At 67.1% G+C, this 24,606-nt stretch carries 29 protein-coding genes; 13 read left to right on the forward strand and 16 right to left on the reverse strand.

The genetic code is table 11. From position 1 onward, the window contains the following. Nucleotides 1-36: 36 nt before the first annotated feature. The 7 genes from pheS to WBA97_RS26055 form a co-directional block, all read right to left on the reverse strand. Nucleotides 37-1,104, reverse strand: a complete 1,068-nt coding sequence (gene pheS / locus WBA97_RS26025; RefSeq protein WP_424233549.1) for a phenylalanine--tRNA ligase subunit alpha — start codon at nucleotides 1,102-1,104, stop codon at nucleotides 37-39. A gap of 266 nt (nucleotides 1,105-1,370) precedes the next feature. Then, nucleotides 1,371-2,198, reverse strand: coding sequence for a TrmH family RNA methyltransferase (locus WBA97_RS26030; protein ID WP_424233587.1), 828 nt, complete (start codon nucleotides 2,196-2,198; stop codon nucleotides 1,371-1,373). Beyond that, the gene (gene rplT, locus WBA97_RS26035; RefSeq protein ID WP_424233550.1) at nucleotides 2,195-2,572 is read right to left on the reverse strand and encodes a 50S ribosomal protein L20; all 378 of its coding nucleotides are present in this window, start codon (nucleotides 2,570-2,572) and stop codon (nucleotides 2,195-2,197) included. Before rplT ends, WBA97_RS26030 begins: the two co-directional genes overlap by 4 nt. Before the next feature lie 71 nt (nucleotides 2,573-2,643). After that, nucleotides 2,644-2,838 (reverse strand): 50S ribosomal protein L35, encoded by a 195-nt coding sequence (rpmI, locus tag WBA97_RS26040; RefSeq protein WP_424233551.1) that lies wholly within the window; start codon nucleotides 2,836-2,838, stop codon nucleotides 2,644-2,646. Nucleotides 2,839-2,914: 76 nt separating this feature from the next. Beyond that, a complete protein-coding gene (gene infC, locus WBA97_RS26045) occupies nucleotides 2,915-3,469 on the reverse strand; it encodes a translation initiation factor IF-3 (RefSeq protein ID WP_424233588.1) in 555 nt (184 codons plus the stop codon). 289 nt (nucleotides 3,470-3,758) lie between these two features. Next, nucleotides 3,759-4,424, reverse strand: coding sequence for a hypothetical protein (locus tag WBA97_RS26050; protein ID WP_424233552.1), 666 nt, complete (start codon nucleotides 4,422-4,424; stop codon nucleotides 3,759-3,761). Nucleotides 4,425-4,473: 49 nt separating this feature from the next. Beyond that, a complete protein-coding gene (locus WBA97_RS26055; protein ID WP_424233553.1) occupies nucleotides 4,474-4,935 on the reverse strand; it encodes a pyridoxamine 5'-phosphate oxidase family protein in 462 nt (153 codons plus the stop codon). Between the two features lie 44 nt (nucleotides 4,936-4,979). Here WBA97_RS26055 and WBA97_RS26060 point away from each other — a divergent pair, with 44 nt between their 5' ends. Then, entirely contained in the window at nucleotides 4,980-5,558 is a 579-nt protein-coding gene (locus WBA97_RS26060; RefSeq protein ID WP_424233554.1) for a TetR/AcrR family transcriptional regulator, read from the forward strand. A 27-nt stretch (nucleotides 5,559-5,585) separates the two neighbouring features. Here the strand turns inward: WBA97_RS26060 and WBA97_RS26065 are convergent, their stop codons facing one another. Then, nucleotides 5,586-6,032 carry an SRPBCC family protein gene (locus tag WBA97_RS26065; RefSeq protein ID WP_424233555.1) on the reverse strand — a complete coding sequence of 149 codons (447 nt, stop codon included), beginning with the start codon at nucleotides 6,030-6,032 and terminating at the stop codon, nucleotides 5,586-5,588. Between the two features lie 195 nt (nucleotides 6,033-6,227). On the opposite strand from WBA97_RS26065, the gene WBA97_RS26070 reads away from it, so the two are divergent. Next, nucleotides 6,228-7,103 carry an oxidoreductase gene (locus tag WBA97_RS26070; RefSeq protein WP_424233556.1) on the forward strand — a complete coding sequence of 292 codons (876 nt, stop codon included), beginning with the start codon at nucleotides 6,228-6,230 and terminating at the stop codon, nucleotides 7,101-7,103. Here WBA97_RS26070 and uvrA read toward each other — a convergent pair whose 3' ends face one another. Next, entirely contained in the window at nucleotides 7,104-9,956 is a 2,853-nt protein-coding gene (uvrA, locus tag WBA97_RS26075; RefSeq protein ID WP_424233557.1) for an excinuclease ABC subunit UvrA, read from the reverse strand. A 187-nt stretch (nucleotides 9,957-10,143) separates the two neighbouring features. Here uvrA and WBA97_RS26080 point away from each other — a divergent pair, with 187 nt between their 5' ends. Further along, complete coding sequence (locus WBA97_RS26080) at nucleotides 10,144-10,938, forward strand: maleylpyruvate isomerase N-terminal domain-containing protein (protein ID WP_424233558.1); 795 nt, start codon at nucleotides 10,144-10,146, stop codon at nucleotides 10,936-10,938. A 171-nt stretch (nucleotides 10,939-11,109) separates the two neighbouring features. Here the strand turns inward: WBA97_RS26080 and WBA97_RS26085 are convergent, their stop codons facing one another. Then, nucleotides 11,110-11,652, reverse strand: a complete 543-nt coding sequence (locus WBA97_RS26085; RefSeq protein WP_424233559.1) for a DUF1349 domain-containing protein — start codon at nucleotides 11,650-11,652, stop codon at nucleotides 11,110-11,112. 47 nt (nucleotides 11,653-11,699) lie between these two features. Between WBA97_RS26085 and WBA97_RS26090 the strand changes: the two genes are divergently transcribed. Beyond that, a complete protein-coding gene (locus WBA97_RS26090) occupies nucleotides 11,700-12,377 on the forward strand; it encodes an MBL fold metallo-hydrolase (protein WP_424233560.1) in 678 nt (225 codons plus the stop codon). Next, the gene (locus WBA97_RS26095; protein ID WP_424233561.1) at nucleotides 12,356-13,717 is read left to right on the forward strand and encodes a CBS domain-containing protein; all 1,362 of its coding nucleotides are present in this window, start codon (nucleotides 12,356-12,358) and stop codon (nucleotides 13,715-13,717) included. Before WBA97_RS26090 ends, WBA97_RS26095 begins: the two co-directional genes overlap by 22 nt. 34 nt (nucleotides 13,718-13,751) lie before the next feature. Here WBA97_RS26095 and WBA97_RS26100 read toward each other — a convergent pair whose 3' ends face one another. Both WBA97_RS26100 and WBA97_RS26105 read right to left on the reverse strand, forming a co-directional pair. Next, nucleotides 13,752-14,654: a phosphotransferase family protein gene (locus WBA97_RS26100; protein ID WP_424233562.1), complete on the reverse strand. Its 903-nt coding sequence runs from the start codon at nucleotides 14,652-14,654 to the stop codon at nucleotides 13,752-13,754. Further along, entirely contained in the window at nucleotides 14,651-15,898 is a 1,248-nt protein-coding gene (locus WBA97_RS26105) for an XRE family transcriptional regulator (RefSeq protein ID WP_424233563.1), read from the reverse strand. The genes WBA97_RS26100 and WBA97_RS26105 overlap by 4 nt, the downstream gene beginning before the upstream one ends. 853 nt (nucleotides 15,899-16,751) lie before the next feature. Between WBA97_RS26105 and WBA97_RS26110 the strand changes: the two genes are divergently transcribed. From WBA97_RS26110 to WBA97_RS26135, 6 genes are all read left to right on the forward strand, one after another. After that, nucleotides 16,752-17,096: a hypothetical protein gene (locus WBA97_RS26110; RefSeq protein ID WP_424233564.1), complete on the forward strand. Its 345-nt coding sequence runs from the start codon at nucleotides 16,752-16,754 to the stop codon at nucleotides 17,094-17,096. Nucleotides 17,097-17,159: 63 nt separating this feature from the next. Beyond that, nucleotides 17,160-18,263, forward strand: a complete 1,104-nt coding sequence (locus WBA97_RS26115; RefSeq protein WP_424233565.1) for a radical SAM protein — start codon at nucleotides 17,160-17,162, stop codon at nucleotides 18,261-18,263. Nucleotides 18,264-18,288: 25 nt separating this feature from the next. Continuing rightward, entirely contained in the window at nucleotides 18,289-18,426 is a 138-nt protein-coding gene (locus tag WBA97_RS26120; RefSeq protein ID WP_424233566.1) for a hypothetical protein, read from the forward strand. A 65-nt stretch (nucleotides 18,427-18,491) separates the two neighbouring features. After that, nucleotides 18,492-19,379 carry a GNAT family N-acetyltransferase gene (locus WBA97_RS26125; protein ID WP_424233567.1) on the forward strand — a complete coding sequence of 296 codons (888 nt, stop codon included), beginning with the start codon at nucleotides 18,492-18,494 and terminating at the stop codon, nucleotides 19,377-19,379. Next, entirely contained in the window at nucleotides 19,376-20,224 is an 849-nt protein-coding gene (locus WBA97_RS26130) for a hypothetical protein (RefSeq protein ID WP_424233568.1), read from the forward strand. Before WBA97_RS26125 ends, WBA97_RS26130 begins: the two co-directional genes overlap by 4 nt. 77 nt (nucleotides 20,225-20,301) lie before the next feature. After that, the gene (locus tag WBA97_RS26135) at nucleotides 20,302-21,243 is read left to right on the forward strand and encodes a hypothetical protein (RefSeq protein WP_424233569.1); all 942 of its coding nucleotides are present in this window, start codon (nucleotides 20,302-20,304) and stop codon (nucleotides 21,241-21,243) included. Between the two features lie 326 nt (nucleotides 21,244-21,569). Here WBA97_RS26135 and WBA97_RS26140 read toward each other — a convergent pair whose 3' ends face one another. Next, nucleotides 21,570-21,806: a hypothetical protein gene (locus WBA97_RS26140; protein ID WP_424233570.1), complete on the reverse strand. Its 237-nt coding sequence runs from the start codon at nucleotides 21,804-21,806 to the stop codon at nucleotides 21,570-21,572. Beyond that, nucleotides 21,803-22,204 (reverse strand): plasmid mobilization relaxosome protein MobC, encoded by a 402-nt coding sequence (gene mobC, locus WBA97_RS26145; protein WP_424233571.1) that lies wholly within the window; start codon nucleotides 22,202-22,204, stop codon nucleotides 21,803-21,805. The genes WBA97_RS26140 and mobC overlap by 4 nt, the downstream gene beginning before the upstream one ends. Nucleotides 22,205-22,226: 22 nt before the next feature. Between mobC and WBA97_RS26150 the strand changes: the two genes are divergently transcribed. Continuing rightward, the gene (locus WBA97_RS26150) at nucleotides 22,227-22,607 is read left to right on the forward strand and encodes a hypothetical protein (protein WP_424233572.1); all 381 of its coding nucleotides are present in this window, start codon (nucleotides 22,227-22,229) and stop codon (nucleotides 22,605-22,607) included. A gap of 136 nt (nucleotides 22,608-22,743) precedes the next feature. Here WBA97_RS26150 and WBA97_RS26155 read toward each other — a convergent pair whose 3' ends face one another. Beyond that, entirely contained in the window at nucleotides 22,744-22,977 is a 234-nt protein-coding gene (locus tag WBA97_RS26155; RefSeq protein WP_424233573.1) for a hypothetical protein, read from the reverse strand. Beyond that, nucleotides 22,941-23,162, reverse strand: coding sequence for a hypothetical protein (locus tag WBA97_RS26160; RefSeq protein WP_424233574.1), 222 nt, complete (start codon nucleotides 23,160-23,162; stop codon nucleotides 22,941-22,943). The genes WBA97_RS26155 and WBA97_RS26160 overlap by 37 nt, the downstream gene beginning before the upstream one ends. A gap of 167 nt (nucleotides 23,163-23,329) precedes the next feature. Between WBA97_RS26160 and WBA97_RS26165 the strand changes: the two genes are divergently transcribed. Continuing rightward, nucleotides 23,330-24,580, forward strand: a complete 1,251-nt coding sequence (locus tag WBA97_RS26165) for an ATP-binding protein (RefSeq protein ID WP_424233575.1) — start codon at nucleotides 23,330-23,332, stop codon at nucleotides 24,578-24,580. Nucleotides 24,581-24,606 lie beyond the last annotated feature (26 nt).

A 24,606-nucleotide genomic window follows, 5' to 3' on the forward strand; every position in this document is an offset into this window, starting at 1 on the left:
CCTACTGACGGGTGTTGACGCGCTCGGGAGTCGCGTCTAGGCCTCGGTGCCGAAGGGGGCCGTGAACCGGACATCCCCTTCCACCATGTCGCGCATGTCCGGGATGCCGTTGCGGAACTGGAGGGTCCGCTCGATGCCCATGCCGAACGCGAAGCCGGAGTAGACCTCCGGGTCGATGCCGCAGGCACGCAGCACGTTGGGGTTGACCATGCCGCAGCCGCCCCACTCGACCCAGCCCGCACCGCCCTTCTTCTCCGGGAACCACACGTCGGGCTCGGCGGACGGCTCGGTGAACGGGAAGTACGACGGGCGCAGCCGGATCTTGGAGCTCTCGCCGAACATGGCCTTGGCGAACGCGTCCAGGGTGCCCTTCAGGTGGGCCATCGTCAGGCCCTTGTCGATGGCAAGGCCCTCGACCTGGTGGAACACCGGGGTGTGGGTGGCGTCGAGCTCGTCGGTGCGGAACGTGCGGCCGGGGCACACCACGTAGACCGGCAGGTCGCGCTCGAGCAGCGAGCGGATCTGCACCGGCGAGGTGTGGGTACGCAGGACCAGGCCGGAGTCGGCGGGCGCCACCCAGAACGTGTCCTGCATGGAGCGCGCCGGGTGGTCCTTCTTGAAGTTCAGCGCGTCGAAGTTGAACCACTCGGTCTCGACCTCGGGACCTTCCGCGATCTCCCAGCCCATGCCGACGAACACGTCCGCGATGCGCTCCGAGAGCGTGGTCAGCGGGTGCCGGGCGCCGCGCGGGACGCGGTCCCACGGCAGGGTGACGTCGACGGACTCCTCCCGGAGCACACGCTCGTCGCGGTCGGCCTCCAGCTGGGCACGGCGCTCCTCGAACGCCGCGCGCACCGCCTTCTGCACCTCGTTGACCCGCTTGCCCGCGTCGGCCTTCGCGTTCGGGGGCAGCGCGCCGATCTCACGGCGGGCCACCATCAGCGGTGCCTTGTCCCCCAGATGGGCGGGCTTGACCGCGGCCAGTGCCGCCAGGTCGCCCACCGCCGCGAACTCCTTGCGCGCCTGCTCCACGGCGGCCTGCAGCGTCTCGGGCGCGAGTGCCGCGACCTGCTTCGGATCGTAGGAGTCGTTGGCTGCGGACATATGGGTGCGGGCTCCCGGGGATGGCTGACCGGATCGACGTGCCCGCGGGTGGCGAGCACCGTGATCCTAGGCGATCGGCCGATCCGGCCCGAACCCAGTTTCCCCTTTCGGCGCTTCGGCGGGAACGCGCCGAAGGGTCCGCGCCGCGAACTCCCGCAACGCCAAGCTGCACGCACGGTAGGAAGACGATCACCGGCAGGACAGCGCCGGAAGCCCGGCGCGAACACGCGGGGGTGGCTACGTCCCGTCACACGGACTCGCGGCCTCTAAACCTGATCGGGTGAGCCGTGTGCGCGCCACGCGCTCGCGTACAGACAGACCGTCGCGGCAGTGGCCAGGTTGAGGCTTTCCGCCTTGCCGTAGAGCGGCACACGGAGTGACTCGTCGGCCGCCGATTTCACCACATCGGGTAGACCGTGCGCCTCGCTGCCGAAAAGCCAGGCGGCCGGGGCCGGCGCGGTGGCCGGGGTCAGTTCCGTGGTGGCGTAACCGTCGGTGGCAACGAGCCGCAGGCCGGCCGCGCGACAGGCGGCGAGGGTCTCGTCGACCGGGGCGCGGGCGATCGGCAGGTGGAAGATGCTGCCGGTCGACGCGCGCACGCATTTGCCGTTGTGCGGGTCGACCGCGTCCCCTGCCAGGACCACCGCGTCGGCGCCCGCCGCGTCGGCGACCCGGATGACCGTGCCCGCGTTGCCGGGATCGGCGACCTCCACCAGCACGGCGACCAGTGCCGGCGTGCCCGCGAGCGCGGTGGCGAGCGGCACGTCCACGAACGAGCAGACGGCGACCACGCCCTGCGGCGTGACCGTGTCGGCGAGGCCCGCCATCGCGCGGTCGCTCACCATCGAGACGGTGACGCCTCGGCCGTCGGCGAGTGCGTGCAGTTCCGTGTCGCGCCCGGCGAACGCCTCGGTCACGAACAGCTCGTGCACCTCGCCCGGCCACGTGAGTGCCTCGCGGACGGCCTGGGTGCCCTCCACGAGAAAACGCCCGGCGCGCTGCCGCCCCACTCGGCGCGACAGAGCCCGGGCAGCAGCGACCCGGGGTGTCCGTTCGGTGAACGGAGCTGCCCCGGGTCGTGGTGCGGTGCTCAGGAAGCGGCCTTGCCCTGCTGGTCTGCGTTCGCCCGCGCGACCTCGACGAGCGCGGCGAAGGCGCCAGCGTCGTTGACGGCAAGCTCGGCGAGGATCTTGCGGTCGACCTCGATGCCCGCGTTCTTCAGACCCTGGATGAAGCGGTTGTAGGTCAGGCCGTTCTGGCGCGCCGCGGCGTTGATACGGGTGATCCACAGCTGGCGGAAGTCACCCTTGCGGGCACGGCGGTCCCGGTAGGCGTAGTTGAGCGAGTGGAGCATCTGCTCCTTCGCCTTGCGGTACAGCCGCGAGCGCTGACCACGGTAGCCGCTGGCCAGCTCAAGGGTGGTGCGGCGCTTCTTGTGGGCGTTTACTGCCCGCTTGACGCGTGCCACTGTGCAAATCCGATCGATCTCGAGGGCGGCGGTCCCGCACGCCCAGGGTGGTCAGGGAAAACGAGTGCTGGTCAGCGACCGAGCAGCTTCTTGACGCGCTTCACGTCGACCTTGGCGATCTCTTCGGTGCCGGAGAGACGACGGGTCACGCGGCTGGACTTCTTCTCCAGCTTGTGGCGCAGGCCGGCCTGCTGACGACGGAGCTTTCCCTTGCCGGTCACCCGAACACGCTTCGAGGTACCGGAGTGGGTCTTGTTCTTGGGCATTGTGTTCCTCGCGCAGTTGTACGACCGGGTGCGTCACGCCTCGGCGAGACGCACTCGGCCTCTCGATCAGCCTCGGTCAGTTCGTTTCGGGTTCCGCGCTGGCCTTCGGACGGGTCTTCTGGGTCTTGTGCGGCGCCAACACCATGATCATGTTTCGGCCGTCCTGCTTCGGCGCGGCCTCGACGAAGCCAAGTTCGGCCACGTCCTCGGACAGCCGCTGCAGCAGCCGGAAGCCAAGTTCGGGTCGGGACTGCTCACGCCCGCGGAACATGATCGTCACCTTGACCTTGTTCCCGTGTTCGAGGAAGCGGATCACGTGACCACGCTTGGTCTCGTAGTCGTGCTTGTCGATCTTCGGGCGGAGCTTCTGCTCCTTGATCACGGTGAGCTGCTGGTTTCGACGCGACTCGCGTGCCTTCTGCGCGCTCTCGTACTTGAACTTGCCGAAGTCCATGAGCTTGCAGACCGGCGGACGAGCCTGCGGGGCAACCTCCACGAGGTCCAGGTCCGCTTCCTGAGCGAGGCGGAGTGCGTCTTCGATGCGCACTATCCCCACCTGCTCGCCGTTCGGTCCGACCAGTCGGACTTCCGGAACTCGGATGCGGTCGTTGATACGTGTCTCGGAGCTGATGGGGCCTCCTCGGGCCGGGTTCGTCTGGCTACTCCGCGACCCTCACGGATCCCCATCAAGCACGAAGCCCCGGTCGTCGATCGACGAACGGGGCCCGCTTCCGATCGCCCGTCGCACCCGACGAGCTTGACCGCGCCCACATGCCGGAGCTGTCCGGCACAGGTCGCGGCGACCGGAACCCGGCCACTGTGTGACTCGGGTGGGAGCGGGGCTCCACTTGTACAGCCTCGCAAGCGAGGCTGGTCGCGTCGTTCAGGATAACACCCTCGCCCAGCCGGTATTCCCCCGGTCAGGTACGCCGGGTACCGGCGCCTGCCTGGTCGGCCAGCGGCAGGTCCTCGCGGGCGGTGCGCAGGATCGCCTCGTGGTACGCAAGGCGTCTGCCAAGGTACGTGCCGGTCAAACCGACCGCCAGTGTCACCAGCGCGAGCGGCACCAGCCGGTCGCGGACCTGCCCGGCGATCGCGTCGAGTGTGATGCCGACGCCGACCAGCGCCACGACCCGGTCGCCGTCGCGGACCGGGACGACCGCGCGGACCGACGGGCCGAGCGTGCCGGTGTAGGTCTCGGTGAACACCCTCCCCGCGCGCGCTTCTTCGAGGTGCCCGTGGAACTCCTCGCCGATGCGGGCCGGGTTCGGGTGCGTGTGGCGGCGACCGTCGGTGTCCATGATCGTGACGAGGTCCGCGCCGGTGTCGCGGCGGACGCGCTCGGCGAACGGCTGCAGCACCACGCTCGGCTCGTACGCCGCCACGGCGTCGACGATCGCGGGTGAGTCCGCGATCGTCAGCGCGACCGACACGGCCTCCTCCCGCGCGGAGTCCTCCGCCCGGTCGGCCACGTCGAGGTACGCGAACACGCCACCGGCCGACACGAGCACCCCGGCGATGACCACCTGGAGCACCAGCGGCCGCCGCGCGAGGCGCCATCGTGGTCGCCGGCCAGCCCGTTTCACAGGCGACAGTGTGGCCCGCTCGAAATGATCTTGACAGCCCGGGGAACGGCTACTTCCTGGTGCGCTTCCGGTAGCCGGTGCCCTCGTGCCACGACTCGATCACGAGGTGGTCGGGCGGGTTGCCACCGACGTGGGTCAGTGCCACCTCGGTGATGTCGATGCGGAAGTAGCCCGCACCCTCCTCGGCGCCCTCGCCGGGCGGCGGGATCTCGGCCACCCGGCCGGCGAACTTGGCCTCACCGAGCCATTCCGTCGGATCCGACGGCGGCTCGATCGTCGGGCTGTGCACGGCAACGCGCGGGTCGCGGCGCACGTCACGCAGCTTCAGCGAGCCGTCCATCATGCCGAGGGTGACCTCGCCGTCCTTGATCTGCAGCTCGGAGCCGCTGATCCGCGGCGACCCGTCCCCGCGCAGCGTCGCGATGGTCTTGTTGGTGCCCGCCGCGAACCGGCTCCGCACCCGCTCGGCGAACTCGGGCGCGTCCTTCTCGATCTCCTGCCAGGTTGCCATGCGCCGATGCTACTCCGTTTCTGAACCATGGTTCAATAACTGCCATGGCCCGACCACGCAAGGTGTCCGACGAGGAACTGGTGGCGGCATGCGGCCGGGCGATCGGGCTGCACGGCCCGGGTTTCACGCTGGCGCAGGTCGCCGGGGAAGCGGGCGTCTCGGTGGGCACGGTCGCCGGCCGGTTCGGCTCGAAGCGGAACCTGCTGCTGGCGATGATGACCATGGGCGCGGAGGGCGCGGCCCCCCTGATGCGTGCCGCCGCGGCAGGCCTGGCGCCGCTCGACGCGATCACGACGACGGTACTGGCGACGACCGAGGGCGTCGCCGACCCCGCGACGACGTCCAACCACCTCGGCCAACTCGGTGTGGACCTCGCGGATCCCGCGCTGCGCGCCGGTTTCGCGCGACTGCGGGCCGGGGTGCGGGAGGTGCTGACCGAGCTGTTCGCGGCGGCGGGCCTGCCCGGCGCTCCCCCACCCGCACAGGCGGCGCGCATCGTCGCGGCGATGGCCCACGGCGCGCTCATGGACTGGGCGCTGGACCCGGCGGGCGCGATCGCGGACGTGCTGCGCGCCGACCTCGCCGCGGTGCTTGGCGCGTGGTCGGTCAGCCGGCCGGCATGACGTCGGGCCGGTCGTCGCCCGCGCCGTTCAACCGGTGAGGTAGGTGCGGAAACCGCGCTGGCCACGCCACATCATGAGGGCGTGGTTGGCGCGGAAGACGGGCCGTCCGACCGGGGCGAAGGCGCGGAGCAACGGTTTTCTGACCACGACCCGCTGCGTGATCGCGAGGACCGCACCCGCGCTCCGGTGGGCGGCGACCTGCCCCTGGACGAAACCCTCGAGGTCGCCGGTCATGTCGACCCGCATGCGGCCGGCGGGTTTGTCCTCGACCGCCCGGTGCAGCCGGAAGGTGAGCGCGTAGGGCAGCACGGAGCGGCAGGTGACCTCGGCGGTGTCGTCGTCGACCCGGGTCACGTCCCGGATGTCGGGCCACCAGTCGGGGTAGCCGGCGAGGTCGACGAGGGTGGCGAAGACGCGACCGGTGGGGGCGGGCACGGACCAGAGGCTGCGGAAGCGGTAGTCGTTCAACGGCACGGCTCGAGTATGCCGGGACCAGTGTCCCGAACCGGAAATCTGGCACCCGATTCGGCGGCCCAGCCTCCCTCTGGCGGCGTTGCCGATCCACCCAAGTACAACCCGGTACGAGGAAGGATCGGTGCCTTGCCAGCAGAAACCTGGATCCACCGACTCACGCACCGCATTCCCGGTTCGGGACACTAGGGTGCTGCCATGGCGAAGTGGACACCGGCCGACATGCCGTCGCTGCACGACCGCACGGTGATCGTGACGGGGGCGAACAGCGGCATCGGTCAGGCGGCGGCAGCGGCCTTCGCGACGGCGGGTGCCAGGGTGATCCTGGCGTGCCGCAACGTCGACAAGGGCAACGCTGCGGCGGCCACCATGGCGGACACGGTCGAGGTGCGGGCGCTGGACCTGGCGAACCTGACGTCGGTGCGCGAGTTCGCGAAGTCGGTGGACGAGCCGGTCGACGTGCTGGTGAACAACGCGGGCGTGATGGCGATCCCGTACCGCCGCACCGCCGACGGCTTCGAGATGCAGATCGGCACCAACCACCTTGGCCACTTCGCACTGACCGGCCTGCTGCTCGATCGCATCCGCGACCGGGTGGTGACCGTGGCCAGCACGGCGCACTGGATGGGCAGGATCGACCTGACGGACCTGAACTGGGAACGGCGCCGCTACCAGCGGTGGCCCGCGTACGGCCAGGCGAAGCTCGCGAACCTGCTGTTCACCTACGAACTGGCGAGGCGGCTGGCCGCGGCGGGCTCACCGCTGAAGGCGCACGCGGCACACCCTGGCTACGCGTCGACGAACCTCCAGTCCCACACGGAATCCCTGCTGGACGCGATCATGTCGCTGGGCAACCGCCTGGTGGCCCAGAGCGCGAAGATGGGCGCCCTGCCCACCCTGTACGCGGCGACGATGGACCTGCCGAACGGCTCGTACGCGGGCCCGGGCGGCATCACCACCCAGCACGGCTACCCGAAGCTGGTCGGCTCGAGCCGGTCCGCCCGTGACGAGGAGAAGGCCGCGAACCTGTGGACCCTGTCGGAGAAGCTGACGGACGTCACCTTCACGTTCTGATCACAGCACCGTCTTCAGGAACTCCCCGGTATACGAGGACTTCAGCGCGGCGATGTCCTCTGGCGTGCCCTCACCGATGACCGTCCCGCCGCCGGACCCACCCTCGGGCCCCATGTCCACGATCCAGTCCGACGTCTTGATCACGTCGAGGTTGTGCTCGATCACGACCACGGTGTTGCCCTTGTCCACCAAGCCGTTGATGACGCCGATCAGCTTGCGGATGTCCTCGAAGTGCAGACCGGTCGTCGGCTCGTCGAGCACGTACACGGTCTTTCCGGTGGACCGCTTCTGCAACTCGGAGGCCAGCTTCACGCGCTGCGCCTCGCCGCCGGAGAGCGTCGGCGCGGGCTGGCCGAGCCGGACGTACCCTAGGCCGACGTCCACCAGTGTCTTGAGGTGGCGGTGGATCGCCCGGATGGGCTCGAAGAACTTCTCCGCCTCCTCGATCGGCATGTCGAGGACCTCGGAGATCGTCTTCCCCTTGTAGTGCACCTCGAGGGTCTCGCGGTTGTACCGGGCGCCCTTGCAGACCTCGCACGGCACGTACACGTCCGGCAGGAAGTTCATCTCGATCTTGATGGTGCCGTCGCCGGCGCACGCCTCGCAGCGGCCGCCCTTGACGTTGAAGGAGAACCGGCCCGGCTGGTAGCCGCGCACCTTCGCCTCGGTCGTGGCCGCGAACAGCTTGCGGACGTGGTCGAACACGCCCGTGTACGTCGCCGGGTTGGACCTCGGGGTGCGACCGATCGGCGACTGGTCCACGCGCACCAGCTTGTCGACCAGCGTCAGCCCGTTGATACGGGTGTGCCTGCCGGGGACCTGCCGCGCGCCGTTCAGCTTGTTCGCGAGCACGGTCGCCAGGATGTCGTTGACGAGCGTCGACTTGCCGGAGCCGGACACGCCGGTGATCGCCACCAGGCAGCCGAGCGGGAACGACACGTCGATGTTGCGCAGGTTGTGCTCCCGCGCGCCGACCACGGTCAGCTGCCGCTTCTTGTCGACGGGCCTGCGGATGGCGGGCACATCGATCCGCTGCCGCCCGGACAGGTACGCACCGGTCAGCGACTTCTTGTTCTTCAGCAGCTTCTCGTACGGTCCGCTGTGGACGATCTCGCCGCCGTGCTCGCCCGCGCCGGGGCCGATGTCGACCACCCAGTCTGACGAGCGGATGGTGTCCTCGTCGTGTTCGACGACGATCAGCGTGTTGCCCAGGTTGCGCAGCCGCGTCAGCGTCTCGATCAGCCGGTGGTTGTCGCGCTGGTGCAGGCCGATCGACGGCTCGTCCAGCACGTACAGCACGCCGACCAGCCCCGAACCGATCTGCGTCGCGAGCCGGATACGCTGCGCCTCGCCGCCGGACAGCGTGCCAGCGGCCCGGTCGAGCGACAGGTAGTCGAGGCCGACGTCGAGCAGGAACCGCAGCCGGGCCTGGATCTCCTTCAGCACGGCGCCCGCGATCGCCGTCTCGCGACGACCGAGCTGCAACCCGGCCAGGAACTCGGCGCACTCGTTGATCGACAGCGACGTCACCTCGGCGATCGACCGCTCGCCCTGCTTCTTGTGCATCAGCGTGACGGCGAGGATCTCCGGCTTGAGGCGGGTGCCCTCACACGCTGGGCACGGCACCTCCCGCATGTAGCCCTCGTACTTCTCCCGCATGTAGTCGGACTCGGTCTGCTCCTGGCGCCGCTCCAGGAACGGGATCACGCCCTCGTAGTTGGCGTAGTAGGAGCGCTCGCGGCCGTACCTGTTGCGGTACCGGACGTGCACCTGGTCGGCCGTGCCGTGCAGCACCGCCTTCTGCGCCTTGGCGGGCAGCCTGCGCCACGGGGTGTCCATGCGGAACCCGACGGCCTCGGCGAGCGAGGTCAGCAGGCGGTGGAAGTACTCGGCGGTCTGCCCGCCCGCCCACGGCGCGATGGCGCCGTCGGCGAGGCTCAGCTCGTCGTCCGGCACGACCAGCTCCGGGTCGACCTCCTGCCGGACACCGATGCCGGTGCAGACCTGGCACGCGCCGTAGGGCGAGTTGAACGAGAACGAGCGGGGCTCGAGGTCCTCGATGGCGAGCGGGTGGCCGTTCGGGCAGGCCAGGTTCTCGGAGAAGCCGCGGATGCGCTTCGGGTCGTTCTCCGGCAGATCGACGAACTCCAGCTCGACGAGCCCGTCGGCGAGGCGCAGCGCGGTCTCGACCGAGTCGGTGAGCCGCCGCTTGGAGCTCGCCTTCACCGATAGCCGGTCGATCACGACCTGGATGTCGTGCTTCTCCTGCTTCTTCAGCTTCGGCGGGTCGGTCAGCTGGTGCACGACGCCGTCGACGCGCGCGCGGGAGTAGCCCTGTGACTGCAGCGAGGAGAACAGGTCGACGTACTCGCCCTTGCGGCCGCGGATGACCGGCGCGAGCACCTGGAACCGCAGGCCCTCCTCCATGGCCATGACCTGGTCGACGATCTGCTGCGGCGTCTGCTTGCTGATCGGCTCGCCGCACTGCGGGCAGTGCGCCTTGCCCGCACGCGCGTACAGCAGGCGCAGGTAGTCGTAGACCTCGGTGATCGTGCCGACGGTCGACCTGGGGTTGCGGTTGGTCGACTTCTGGTCGATCGACACCGCGGGCGAGAGGCCCTCGATGAAGTCGACGTCCGGTTTGTCCATCTGGCCGAGGAACTGCCGGGCATACGCGGACAGCGACTCCACGTACCGGCGCTGGCCCTCCGCGAAGATCGTGTCGAACGCCAGGCTCGACTTGCCCGAGCCGGACAGCCCGGTGAACACGATCATGCTGTCCCTGGGCAGGTCGATGTCAACGCCGCGCAGGTTGTGCTCCCTGGCGCCGCGGACGACGAGGCGGTCAGCCACTGAAGTCCCTTCGAAGTATCCGTTCTTACTGGTCACGGGCCGGTTTCGGGCCGAGGACCATGACCGGGGCCATGCTAGGACGGGGCACCGACAATTTCCGGTTCGCCCAGTGACTACCGGTCAACTGCCGCGCTCACCTACGCTGGAGTAACCAGGTTTGCCACCGAACACGCGGGGATTGGGCGGTATGAGCATCTCACCTGAGGCATCCATCGGACAGAACGACGTACCAGCGCAGCGACGCGCCGACGAAAGGTCGGCGGCGGAGCGCGCGGTGCGCCTGCTCCCCTTGGTGCGACAGGCCACGGAGAGACTCGACACCGTTGTCGCTGGTCTCGACGAGGATGCCATCCACCGGCCGAGCGGACTGCCCGGCTGGTCGAGGGCCCACGTCGTGACCCACCTCGCCCGCAACGCCGATGCGCTGGTCAATCTCCTGACCTGGGCACGCACCGGCGTCGAGCACCCAATGTACGCCAGCGCCGCGGACCGCGACGCGGACATCGAGGAGGGTGCGGGCCGCCTCGCCCAGATCCTGGTCGAGGACCTCCGCGCCGCGGGCGACCGGCTCATGGTCGCCGCGACCGGGCTGCCCGACCCGGCGTGGTCCGCGCCGGTCACCGGGCGCCTCCCGACGCCGTTTCCCGCGGCGAACGTCCCGTCGATGCGCCTGCACGAGGTGTGGGTGCACCTGGTGGACCTCGACGCCGGGTTCTCGTTCGCCGAGGTTCCCCACGACCACCTTGAGCACCTCGTCGCCGAGGCCGTCACCAGGCACATCAACCGGCCCGACGGCAAGCGCGTGCGGCTCACCGTCGAGCTGCCCGGCGACCGCGAGCGCGTGTGGGACCTCGTGAACGGCCGCGACGATCCCCGCCACGAGGTGGCGGGCAGCGCGGCGGCAGCCGTCGCGTGGCTGACCGGCCGATCGACAGGCGAGGGACTCCGCGGTGACGTGCCGGAACTCCCCGCCTGGGGATAGCCCGCCTGGTGCCCCGTCAAGGTGAAGGGGGTCGTTTATCCGTGGATCCAGGTGGTCGCTGGCAAGGCGCGGGAAAGCCGCTCGTACCGGGTTGTACTTGGGCTTTCCCGCAACGCCGCCAGCGGCCGCCTGGGCCGAGGAGAAACGTGCCCTCTTCGCCTTGACGGGGCACTAGATCATGATGTTGTCGAAACGTGTGGTGAACCCCTTCCCGGTCGGCGATGCGCACATCACACCAGCGAGCACCGACAATTCCGGGGGGAAGTACGCCAGACGCAGCATCGTCGCAGGTGGGGCACCGTTCAGGCCGTAGGAGATCGTGACCGTGTCCCCGGCCCGCGCGGCCTTGATCGTGACGGTTTCCGCGTGCTCACCGAGCGCGACGACCGACCAGTCGGAGACGTCACGCGTCACCACCGCCGACAGCTGCTGCTGCCCGTCGACCAGTTCGATGCCGCTCTTGATCCAGTTCCTCTCGTCGAGCCGGATCGCGATGCCCGCCTGGTCGTACTGCTCTGTGTAGTCACCGGCGAAGGTGGCGGTCAGCTCGAAGTCCCCGGCCTTGTCGACGCCGAGGATGTGCCCGGTGTCCCGGACGAAGCCGTAGTGGGTGGTGCGCCAGAAGTCCGTGTCCGGGTCGGTCGTGACCGTGTTCCCTTCCCACGCCCCCGACTCGTTGAACCAGCGCCAGCCGCTCTTGATCAGGTCCGCCACGAAGCCATGCTGTCAGTCCGTCCGCGCCAGCCGCTAGTGTCCGTGGCGTGGACGTTGTCGAGGAGTACACGGGTCATGTCGAGCCAGGCGGCGCAGCCGCACGGCGCACGCTGGACGCGCTGACGATCACCAAGATCTCCGTCGGCCCGATGGACAACAACGCCTACCTGCTCGTGTGCCGCAACACACGCGAGGCGCTGCTGGTCGACGCCGCGAACGACCCGGAACGCCTGTCGGACCTGATCGGCCACGGCGCCGACCGCCCCACCCTCCGCACGATCGTCACCACCCACCAGCACCAGGACCACTGGGGCGCGCTGGGTGCCGTCGCGGGTGCCTACGGCGCCAACACCGTCGCGCACGAGGACGACGCGGGCGTGCTGCCCGTGCCGCCCGACCAGTACGTCACCCAGGGCGACACCGTGCCGGTCGGCGACTGCGTGCTCGAGGTCATCCACCTCCGCGGCCACACCCCGGGCTCCGTGGCCCTCCTGTACCGCGACCCGGCAGGCCACGGCCACCTGTTCACCGGCGACTCGCTGTTCCCCGGCGGTCCTGGGCGGACAACGCATCCCGAGGACTTCACCAGCCTGATGAACGACCTTGAGTCGCGCGTCTTCGGCAAACTGCCTGATGACACGTGGTTCTACCCCGGTCACGGAGACGACTCCACGCTCGGCGAGGAGCGCCCGAAGCTGGGTGAATGGCGGGCCCGCGGGTGGTGAGCCCGCACGACCCGACTAATCGGCGCGTGAGTGTCCGAGATCTGCTGACAGCGAACCTGGTCAGCGCAGGAGACCGTCTGCGGTTCATCCGACCCAGGTCTAGGGAAGAACACGTCGCTACGGTGTCGTCAGCCGGCACCATCGTGCTACCGGATGGCAGTGAATACGACACGCCGTCAGACGCAGCCAGGGCCGTAGCCAACATCCGGATCAATGGCTGGATCGTGTGGCGAACTGACTCAAATCGCACACTGGCCTCCCTTCGGAATGAACTACGGGACGTCGAAGCAGGCGTTAGCGAATTGACCACGACATCAGAGTTTCTACAGGAGACCAAAGACCAGGTACGAGCAGGCGACACGGTCTCGATCACGGTCCGCGAACTACTACGCCACTGGAATGCACACACTCGCGGAACCCGAATAACTCGTCGAATCGAAAAAGATCTGACGAGCCACGGCCTGACCACCTTTCCACATTTTCGCGACGTCACCCTCGACACGACGGTGCGATTTTTCGCGCTAGACGAAGAACAGCCACCGAAGTCGTCGGACGAACAAGTACTCAAGATGCACACGGCATCCAGTCCCGAGCTGGACGACGGTGACCCACCACAGATCGGACTCAAGGTCGGCAACCTGCTGTCAGCGCTGAACGGCGTGGTCTTCGTGCCACCGGAGGGCTCCGTCGAGCAGGCGATCACTCAGATGCAGATCGACGACTTCTCCCAACTGGCCGTGATGGCAGCCAACAAGCGCAAGTTGATCGGGGCGGTGACCTGGAAGTCGATCGCCATAGCGAGGCACAATAGCGCCGACGCCACATTGCAGGATTGCCTGATCGACGCACCAGAGATCCCCTATGACCAAGAACTGGTTGATGTACTGGGCGTCCTACAAAGCGTCGGATTCGTCTTTGTTCGCAACGAACGCAACGAAGTCAATGGCATCGTGACCGCCGCAGATCTGGCGCACGCATACGGTGACATGGCGACGCCGTTCTTCCTGATCGGCGAACTGGACCAACTACTGAGGCACATCGTAAGCAAGCACATCGACCTCGCAGATGTGGTCAAGCTGTGCGACGAGTCAGGGTCTCGCGAAATCAAGTCCTTCGACCAGTTGACGATGGGCGACTACGAGCGCGCCCTGCAGAACCCAGACGCGTGGGCGCAGATCGGCACCAAGCTGGACCGCGTTTCGTTCTGCCAAAGGTTGGGGATGATCCGCGAAGTCCGCAACGACATCATGCACTTCAACCCCGAAGACATCCCCGCGAACACTGTTGACATGCTTCGCAATTTCCTGCGCATGATCCGGCTGAACGTACCGGGCTGCTAGCTCAGAGCCACGACACACCCACTTCACGTATTCTCTACGGAACCGCATGCCAGCCACCCCAGGGCCTAGGACCCTTCCGACCGCGGATGCAGGCCAGTCGGTGAGCGGCTTGTTCGCGGTATACCGCATCCGCAGAGGCGACTTGGACGGCCATGCATGTCATGCGGAACTCGCGGATGTCCCGCAATAGCCCGAATCCGCTCCAGTCGGCCACATCGTTCCCGTAAATCTTACAGAACTGGCCGTACTGCTCTGCGGTGATCCACGCGAACGAGCTTCGCTTGATTGCCGTATGGATCAGGTCCCATTCCGGCGGCCCGATCGCAGCACGTTCGAGATCCAGGAATACGGTTCGGTCGTCAGATGTGGACACGACGTTCCCCACCCATGCGTCACCGTGCACGACGCAGTGCGGTAACCCGGCGGGAATGCGTGCATAACGTTCTTGAAGTTCCTCAAGATGCGTCCGCATCCACGCGCGATCCTCGTCAGACAGGGCAGTTGCGCTGCCGATACGTTCTTCGAGCCGCACGAAGGGCGCGATCGGCGGGAGGTCGAATGCGGCTGGCCGAGGGACGGCGTGCAGGCGCCTTAGCGCCTGAGCGACCTGAGATGGTGTGCCGTGCTCGTGTGGTGGTAGCTCGCGCCAGAAGGTCACGGGGCGGTCGTCGACATCGACAGGTTGATCGACGTCGGGGACCACCTGAACAGCCGGTACGCCAACCGACTCCAGCCATCGTGCGACGTTGACCTCCTTGACTGCCGAGGCGAGCTGGCCTCGGCGTCCAACACGGATCACGACTTGGCCCGGCAGTCGGTAGATCGCGTTCTCACCCAACCGGATCAGCTCCGCCTGGCGAGAGTCAAGACCGACCATTTGGCAGGCAACTTGCATTACGTGGCGAGATTCAACATCCGCAGCGCTCGTGCTCTTCATGCGTTTGCCACTCGCTGACCGATCGCGTGGCACAACGCCGCCACCTCGTCGATCCGGTCATGGGGTGCTGCGAGGGAGCGCAGTTGGCGCAGGTCGTCGGCAGCTCGCCGGGATCGGATCTTGCCCGCCGAGGTGAGCGCGCGCTGTCCGATGACCCCCGCCTCGTCGGGATCGCCGGCCGCCATCGTCAGCGAAGCGAGCTTGATTCCGGAGATGGCCCGTGATCGGGCATAAGCATCGGTGTGGCCAGCCACGGCCTGAGCAAGACGCTCAGTCGCTTCCGAGACGAACTTGCCGGTCATCGCGATGTCCCACAAAGCGTGACCCGTGTCGCCGCGGTGTTGGGCGGCGTCGTAGTACCGCATCCAATCCGGGTCATTCGCCGGCTCGGCGTGGCTGAACTCCTCGTCCGCCATTCCGATGGTCGTGAGGGTTTCCTGTGTTCTCCTGAGCTTGGCCAGAGCGCGAGCACGGGCGGACAGCACCATCGCCCGCTCGGTTGGCGTGAGGCGATCGGCGCGCACCATCGCCAACTCCACCAACGTTAGGCCATCATCCGGATCGCCACACCAAATCGCTTGCCGCGCCATCGACGACAGGATCTTTGCGCGAAGATGCCAATCGGTAGCTTCTTCCGCACAGGCGAGCGCGAACTGGAACATGCTCCGGGCGTCATCGTGCGCGTAGGCGTCGAATGCCATGAATCCGGCGGTGTGTCCGAGGTAGCCGACTGCGCTGTAAAGGTTGTTGCGATGACGCTCGGCGCATCGCGCATTCAGTAGCTGCGCGGAGTACCGCAGCTGGGCCGCGACGGCCTCTCGGACAAGTCCGCCGCCGTAGGTGTGGTCCCACGTGCCGAACACCAGGGCTGTCTGGCGAATCCCCTGGATCTCTGTCGGGCCGACAAACGAGGGCACGGGCACCGGCTCGTGCGTCTTGAGCAGGTCGACGAGAGGGCGCGCCGCGGCCCCGACGGTTACGCCGAGAGCTGCGCGCAGGAAGTCCTTTCGATCCACGTTCGCGACGGTAGCGAGCGAGCGCGTCGGGCGTCGGAAACCGAGATCGGTGTCCGTCCGGGCTCCCAACACGGCGCGTAGCGCCGCGCGGTAGTCATCCTGCGGCCACTTGACGATGCCGCGCTCCAGCTTGCCGACGTAGTTCGCGTCCAGCACGACGACACGGCGCCGCTCGGTGTTGGCGTAGATCCAGGCGTTGACCTGCTCAGCAAGCTCAGTACGAGACATCGGTTGTCCCGGCGAGCGAGGTGACTCCGTGCGCTCGCGAGCACTCCGCAACAGCTCGTTAGGTTCGGCCACGACTGACTCCCTCAGCGGTCCATCCCAGGCATCGTCGCACACTGAGTAGTCGAATTGGTTACCTCTCGCATCCCGACAAACTTCCCTCATTCCTCCCCTTGACAACCCCGCTACCGACCATTCCGTGGACAAGCCCGGCAGCGCAGGGTTGAAGCATGATCACCGTCGCAGGAAGACCAGCCGTCCTTGTGTTCGCGCAGCACGGCGTTCCGTGCGGGATGTGCGGGCTTCCGGCCCACCACATCAAGGTGTATCCGAACGGCGTTCGCACCGATCACATCGACCCGCGGAAGCGACCATGCGACTTCGTGCGCTCTGCCGCGTCAAGCCGGCCGGGCCGGCGCGGTTCCGAGCCGCCTCCTCCGCACGACCTCCCGCGGCTCCCACGCCGGTCCGGCTTCCCACCGACGATGGCTAGGAGGTCGCTGTGATGGCGTTCGTAGAGCAAGCGCTGATCGGGATCGGTCTCATCTGTTGGGCCGTACTGCTCATGATCGGAGCTGTGGCGCTCATCCGGGACTGGTTGTCTGAACGAGCCAATCGGCGGAAGGCGATCGCCGCTGTAGAGCGTGAGCTGGCGAGTCGTCACGCCCGGTTGTCGGCCCCAACCGCACACATGCGCTACCGCAGCCTGCCTCCGCTCGGAGGGAGACATGCAGCGTGAACGCTCCAGATCCGAACCCGATCTTCACCGAGCTCTGGCACGACCTCCGTCCCGGCGAACCGGCAGAGGCAACGGAACTCACGGGCTCCAACTCCATAACTACGGAGACATCTGATCATGGACCACGCCACGCCCGAGATGAACAGTTCGGATGGTTCTCCAGTTGCAGAGCTGCCGCCGTATCTACACGAGCTCGATCCGAGGCAGTGGAAGCGCACCAGCACGCCGATCATGGACACAGCGGTACGCGCCTGGGATGACGGCTCCATCGACACACTTGTCGTCCTGACCGACGAACTTGCCTACGGCCAGCGCGACAACCACCGCGGCCGGGCTGTTCATCGGGTGCGGGGATCGGCTGTCGACATGGCGCGGCTGATGCAGCGCCTCCCTGCGCCGGGCACTCCTGACGCGCCTGTCGACGAGCTTCCCGAGATACCCGGGCCTGAGCGGGATATCTGATGCCGCCCTGGATGGCAACGCGTACGCCTGGCAACCCAAGCCACGCGGTGAAAGGAGTGTGCCGTGCATGACCTGATCGCCAGCCAGTTCCTTGATGACTACCTTCTGCTGCGACCCGGCAGCTCAAGTGGGATCAAGATCGGCTCACACAGGCATCGCGAGTTGGAACGGGCCGCCAGCGAGTCGTGCCCGACATGGCTGGTAGACGCGGTACAGCGGCGCTGGCCCGACCTGGACCTGACCGACCGGCGAGTCGACCAGGCCGTGCTTGTGCGCTCGGTCTCGCCGTTCGGGTACGGCCGGGCGTCCTACGAGCTGAACCTGGGCTGCAACTACGACTGTGAGCACTGCTACCTGGGGTTGAAGAAGTTCGAGGGCCTGTCCTGGGAGAACCGCGAACGGCTGCTGCACATCATGCGCGATGCCGGGGTGCTGTGGTTGCAGCTCACGGGCGGCGAACCGCTGATCGACAAGCTGTTCCTCGATGTGTACCGGCTGGCGTTTGAACTGGGCATGATGCTCTCGATCTCCTCGAACGGCTCCCGGCTGCACAACCCCGCGATCCTCGAGTTGCTGACCACGCTGCGTCCGTACCGGCTGACTATCAGCGTCTACGGCGCGACCGCCGACAGCTACGACGGGCTGACCCGCCGCCGGGGCTCGTTCGACAAGTTCATGAAGGGCATGAGGGCCGCGACCGAGGCCAACCTGCCGATGAACCTGAACCTGATCGTCACCAACACCAACGCCCATGACCTGGACGCGATGAAGGCGCTGGCCGAGCAGTTCGACCTGCCCTACCACGTGTTCTCGAACATGTCGCCGACGATCTACGGCGGCGCCGAGTCGCTGCCCGCGCAGTCGCAGGAGTACCTGCGCAAGCGCAAGCCTTTCACCGGCTGCTCCGCCGGACACACGTTCTTCCACGTCGACCCGCATGGCATGGCCAGCATCTGCAAGATCGGCCGCGACCCGCAGATCCCGCTCATGGACGAAGGCGTCGACGGGCTGACCCGACTGGGTGGCATCGCCGACGGGCTCCTGCTGCGCCAGGGCGGCTGCACCGGCTGCCAGCTGCAAGGCACCTGCGGCACGTGCATGCCGCTGGTCACGCTGTACCGGAAGGCCAAGGCGCCGCTGTCCGCCTACTGCCAACACGGGTCCTGACCGTCGAATTCGAGAGGAGGTGATCGTGGTGACCGCTGTCCTGGTGGAACTCAAACCGCCGTCGACGACGGAGAGCGGCGAGTTGGAGTTCGTCGAAGACCTCGACGTGCTGGTCGAGTCGTCGAAGTGCAGTTGCAACGCGGGTGACGACAACCCGTACTGACCTGATGCGGTGGGTGGCGGCGTGTCCGCACGTCGGCGCCCACCGCTCGGTTCTAGCCTCGCCGCATGCGACTGCGGGCCGACTGGTTGAACCGCGTACTGAACGTTCCCTATGTACCGATCCTCGGGCCGGCACACCCCGACCAGTTCACCGCGGAGATGTTCACCGACGTGTTCGCCGACATCGTGACCGCCAGCCGCACCAGCACCGCGCTCCCGTTCGACAAGGACCGTCGCTGGTCACCGCGCAAGACCGATACCGTGCTCGTCGACGAGATCGTGCACCGACCCGACCACACGATCATCCCCACCCTGTCCCGGCGAGGCGGCGGGACCATCAAGACCTTCTACTACGGCCACGCGCCCAACCTGAACGACCTCCGTGCCGCCACCCGACACTGCTGCGCAACCTACGGCGCCGCCAACGGGCGCGTCGTCTGGTTCGACACCGCCGAGGCCACGGACGTGGATCGCACACGAGTTCTGCTCAAGGAGTTCACCCACGACGACCAGCCCGACGAGCCGTCCGGCAGCCCAACCGTGGGCGAGCTGGACGACTACGAACCCGAGACCGCGGCTACCTTCAGCGACTTCGCTCACGCCATGGCCGACCACGGATTCGCCTACCTCCACCAGCGCCGCAACGCCGGCCACCATGACGGACCGGTGCTGGTCAGCCAGGACAACGGTGTCATCGTCGGCGCGATCGGCCCGCTGACGATCATGCCCGACCGAACTGGCGGCCGGATGCTGCTGCCGCAATACTTCGGCGTCCTGCCCGAGCACCGCGGCGGCGGGCACGGTCGCGCCCTGTGGCACGCCGCCCAGCGCTGGGGCGCCCGCCACCACGCCGACTACCAACTTCTCCAAGCCCGCGTCGGCGCCGCCTCCGACAATCTGTTTCTCTCCGAGGGACTGCGCTCGCTCGGCTTCACCGCCACGGTGGCCGCATGAACGACACAACCAAGTCAGCCGCGCGGGCCATGACGCCAGTCGCGACCCGAACAAACTGGAGAGACCTACCCGAACAAGTACGCGCTGCCGTCGAAGTACACGCTGGCACGGTTCACCGGGTCGACACGATCAGCAGCGGCCTCAATGCCTCGTTCACCGCCCGCCTCCACACAACCACGGGCGTTACGTTTGCCAAGGGAGTGCCCAGCGACCGAGCAGCCGCGCAGCGTCGAGAGGCGGAGATCAACCCACACGTGCAGCCGTTTGCGCCACACCTGCTCTGGCAGGTGGACACCCTGGGCTGGCACATCCTCGGGTTCGAACACCTCGACGGCCGGGCGGCCGATCTCAGCCCCGGCTCAGCCGACCTCGCAGATCTCGCCGAGGTGCTCAGCCTGCTCGCCAAGCTGGCAACGCCGAGCAACGCGTGCAAGCGGATCGAAGACCGCTGGGCAGACGCCGCCCAACGGGCAGGAGTCGACACCGAGCTGCTGACCGGGGACCACCTGCTCCACACGGACCTCAACCCGCACAACGTTCTGGTCACCGACACCGGGACTCGGATCGTCGACTGGTCCTGGCCAACCCTGGGAGCGGCTTGGATCGACACCGCCTGCGCGGCTCTCTGGCTCATCGCCGAAGGCCACACTCCAGCTGATGCTGAGGCGTGGTCGTCCCGAGTGGAAGTGTGGGCGGCAGCGATCCCCAAAGCACTCGACGTGTTCACCAAGGTCAATGTCGCCCTGTGGAGGCAGATAGCCGCAACCGAGCCGCGATCATGGAAACAACGGCTACACGAAGCGGCGGCAGACTGGGCGGAGTATCGCACCACCGCTGTTCAATAGATTTCGAGGAGAAGCATTCGCCCGGTGGTCGCGACAACTCAGTCCGTTTGTCGGTGGCGGCACGTAATGTCCGGTGCATGCCCGCTCTCACTTATGAGATCAAAGACGCGGCCAGCCCGGTGTCCAGATGGCTGCGCGCGACCTTTCCGCAGTACAAGGAGATCCAGACTGCATACCGGGTAGAGGCTGGCGTGGCGCGTGTCGTGCCATCGCGGGCTGTCGCGTTCGGCACCCAAGGCGCGGCAATCGACTGGTGGCTGCGGATGCTCATCGATCCGGCCGTGTCAGTCGACTTGGCTTACACCGGTTTGCGCTCAGGTCGAGCCTCGTGCGTCCGTGCTGGATTAGAGTTGCTGGTCGCTCTCGGCGGGCTGGACGACGCCCGTGCTCCCCGTCCGGTCCAGCCCGCACGGCTGGCGGGTGCATCGGACGAGTGGTGGGCCAGGGCGTGCTACGCGCTGGCGTTGCTCACAGAGCTTTATCGGGCCGCCACGGTCGATCGTTCCCGGCTCATGCGCCTGACCGCGGACAGCAAGGTCGAGGATCTGCTCGCGTTGGCCAACGACGACGAGGTCGCTGACCTGATCGGCCTGCGCAACCTGGCCCGCGAACACCTATTGCCTAAGCTACCTGCCGGCCCGGTCGCCACTGGCATGACCTTCGATGGCAGCCAGGACCTCAACGCTGACGCCGACCTGATCGCCGGTGGCGTACTCGTCGATTTCAAAGCCAGTCAGGGCAGGGCTCGTAAGGACGGAACCCACGCCGCCTCACTGGAACGCACCGAACTAGACCAGTTACTTGGCTACGCACTGATGGACTACTCCGACAAGTTCGCCATCCACACCGTGGCCATCTACAGCATCCGCTTCGGGCACCTTGCTACCTGGCCCCTGGACGAACTAGCAATGCAAATGGCTGGCCGACGGGTCGCCATCGCTGAGCTGCGCAAACAGTTCGCTCATGTGTTGCGGGTCAAGTTGCCGACCCACTGGCACCAGCAGAAACGCCTTGGATGAGCCAGTCCGCAGGGAACCGGTCCAACCTTTGCCTCCTCCGTACGAAGGCCGTGTCGGCATACCCGACGACTTGGAGTCATTGTCGGCCACGCAGACCGACTGGTCTATAGCGGCGCCAATCAAAGCTGATTCTCACACGGAGTCGCCCCTACTACTGCGTATAGGTCAACATGACAATGATTCTCGAAGGCAACGGGGCAGGCGATACTCGCGTCTGGGCCGAAGCCCATGCGCTCGATTGCCTCGTCGACGAGTGCTCGCCACACCTCGTCGCCGAGTTGGCCGTCGGCTCGGGGTACGACAGGACGACGTGGTAGACGTGGCCCTCAGGGAGGGACCTCGTGGCCGGTCATGGCCGCGTCGATATCGCGGGCCAGGCGTGGCAGCCATCCGCGTTGGCCGACCAGGTGGGCGAACGCCCCGCTTTCGAGCCACTCCGGGTCCCAGGCGGCTACCAGGTGTGGGCTGGTGTGCTCGTTCGCCTTGCCTTTGCCGAACAGGTAGCGCAGTAGGCCATGGGTGTCCCTGCCGCGCTTCCCGTTCTCCGGCGCTTTGGCGATCACCGGCGCGAGCGGTCGGCCGGGTCGATCGCGCCGAGGATCTCTCGGTGCCGATCGAGTGTCGCCTGGAGGTGGTGCAGTGCGCGTGTCAGCGCCTCCGGCATCTCGCCGGTGGCATTGGTCGCGGCCGCCATCTGGTTCAGGTTCGTACCGATCCTGATCAACCGTGTCTCGATGACGTCGAGGCGCTCGGCCCACCAACGCTGTTCGCGAAGGCTCCAGCCACCGGACGATCGGCGCAACGCCGACTCGATCAGGTACCGCGGCAGCGACAGCCGCGCGACGGCGGCACCTGCGACCAGGCGGGCGTAGGTCTCGGTCGTCGTCCGTATGTTGATCCGGTGCGGCGAGCCTCCCGGCACTCGCCGTTGCCGCCGCGCCTCCCTCTTGTCCTCACTCATGACGCTCCCCCTGGCGTCGTGAGTGGCCACCCGATCGGGTGGCCTGATCTCTAACTTGCTGCCCGACTCCAGTTGCGGCAAGCACCAGCTGACCGGGCGGCTTTACGGTGCGAGCAGGACGCTGCTTTGGGGTGTGGCACGTCGCTGTGATCAGCGCCTTACGGTCCTGATCGAGGAGCTGACTCAGTACCAGGAGCACCACGAACGGGTGCGCCCGACCGGCCGCAATGAGGAGCACCGTAAGGAACCGGATCAGCAGCAAGGCCGTCTCGGCCTCACCGGCCGTCCTCGCCCGATCCGGGGCTTCCAGGTGCCACGGGTGGACCAGCGAATCTCGGGCTTCGGAGGTGAACAAGCTATCCGGGCCGAGGTGCATCAGGTCCTGATGCACCGTGAACGGTAGGCCGTCGGGGTAGTCCAGTAGACGGTGCCGCTTCGGGTGGTTACCCGCCAGATGCGTTCGCGCTATTCCGTCGCGTTCGACGAATGCCTTGAAGCCGTCGAGCAAGCCGCGTGGCGCCTGCTCCAGGGTAAGCGGGTCAGGCTTCGTCTCGCACGAATCGGATCTTGACGGACTCGGGCTTGAAGCCTGGACCACCACGCATACCCGCCACGAGTTCCAACTCGAATCCCATCGCCGCCAGCAGCGACCGCTGCTGGGCTGGCTGGAGACTCGTCCAGCGTTCCTTGGCCTTCGGCCCCACCATCTCAGCTACCAGCGACGCCGGTATGCCGGTCACCGGCTTCTCGACCTGTTTCTCCAGCTCAGCCAACTTGCCCGATGGCGGGCCGTTGATCGGAGGTACTGATCGCGCGTGATCAGGTCGGCGTCGTGGTCGTCGGTCAGCTCAAGGAGCTTGCTCTCGATAGTGCGGATCTCGTCCCGCACCTGCTGCGCGGCGGTGTCGTCCCGGCGGAAGAGGTCGCGGGCGTCGGGCTGGGCGAGCCGCTTGAGCACGACTCGTTCCACCAGGTCATCCACCCTCGACGAATGGCGCGCCCGCGGCTGGTAGTCGTCCAGGGGCCATCCCGGCCCGTCCAGACGACCACGCGGGTACCGTCCAGACGACCACGAGTTGGCCGTCCAGATGACCGTTGATCTTGCCCGTACGGCACACTGTCACCGTGCCCGAACCTTCCGGTCTGATCCCTCGCCACGCCGAATCCCTGGTTCACGAGTCGCTTGAGGACACCCGTGTCGTCCTCGTCAACGGAGCTCGCCAGGCCGGCAAGAGCACGCTAACCAGGCTCGCCACCGAACGTCAGCCGACGGTGCTCCGCCTCCTCGACGACCCAGCCACGTTACGGGCCGCCAAGGACGATCCAACTGGCTTCGTAGAGCACGACAGCCTCATGGTCATCGACGAGATACAGCTGGTTCCGGAGCTTCTTGCGCCGATCAAGGTGTCCGTGGATCTGGACCCGACGCCCGGGCGCTACCTCCTGACCGGCTCGTCACGGATCCTGGCCATGCGAACTCTCCCCGACGCACTGCCGGGCCGCATGGAGGTGATCGAGCTATGGCCGTTCTCCCAGGGGGAACTTCTCGGAGCTCCAGACCGGTTCGTTGACACCGCTTTCAGGCACGGTCCCCGGATCGACCACTCATCGGAACTACGCCGCCGCGACTACCTGGAGCGTCTTGTCATAGGTGGCTTCCCCGAAGCAACGCGCCGCACTTCCCGCCGTCGAACCGCGTTCTTCGACTCCTACGTGTCAACCTTGATCGAACGCGACGTTCTCGAACTGGCCAGCATCGAGCGCCGGGGAGACTTGCTCAAACTGATCGCACTGCTTGCCGGGCGCGCAGGCGGCCTGTTGGAGCCAACCGCGGTGGCGGCCCAGTCCGGCATCCCGCGGACCACACTGGTGCGCTACCTGGAGTTGCTGGCATCGGTCTTTCTCATCAAGAGCATTCCGGCCTGGTCATCCGGACAGACACGCCGGGCGGTGGGCACACCGAAACTCGCGTTTGTGGACACCGGCATCGCATGTCATCTCATCGGCCAAGATCCAGTGCGACTCGGCGAGCCGGACGGAGCCGCCGGGGCGATGATGGAGAACTTCGTCGTCATGGAACTCGCCCGCCAGCTCACCTGGTCCGAGGAGCGTGGACGGCTGTATCACTACCGCACCAAGGACAAGCACGAAGTTGACGCGGTCATCGAGACACCCGATGGCAGGGTGATCGGCGTGGAGGTCAAGGCGGGCGCGACAGTACGCACCGAAGACCTAGCCGGCTTGCGGAATCTGGCAGGCCATCTCGGTGATCGGTTTGTCGCCGGCTATGTGCTCTACACCGGCCAGCAAACCTTGCCTTTCGGCGAGAAGATCAGGGCGCTGCCGGTGGACGCACTGTGGCGCCTCACACCGTGAGTCCGGTCGCGGCACAACCGGTGTTC

The sequence above is a fragment of the Actinophytocola sp. genome (genome assembly GCF_049647105.1).
Classification (GTDB): domain Bacteria; phylum Actinomycetota; class Actinomycetes; order Mycobacteriales; family Pseudonocardiaceae; genus Actinophytocola.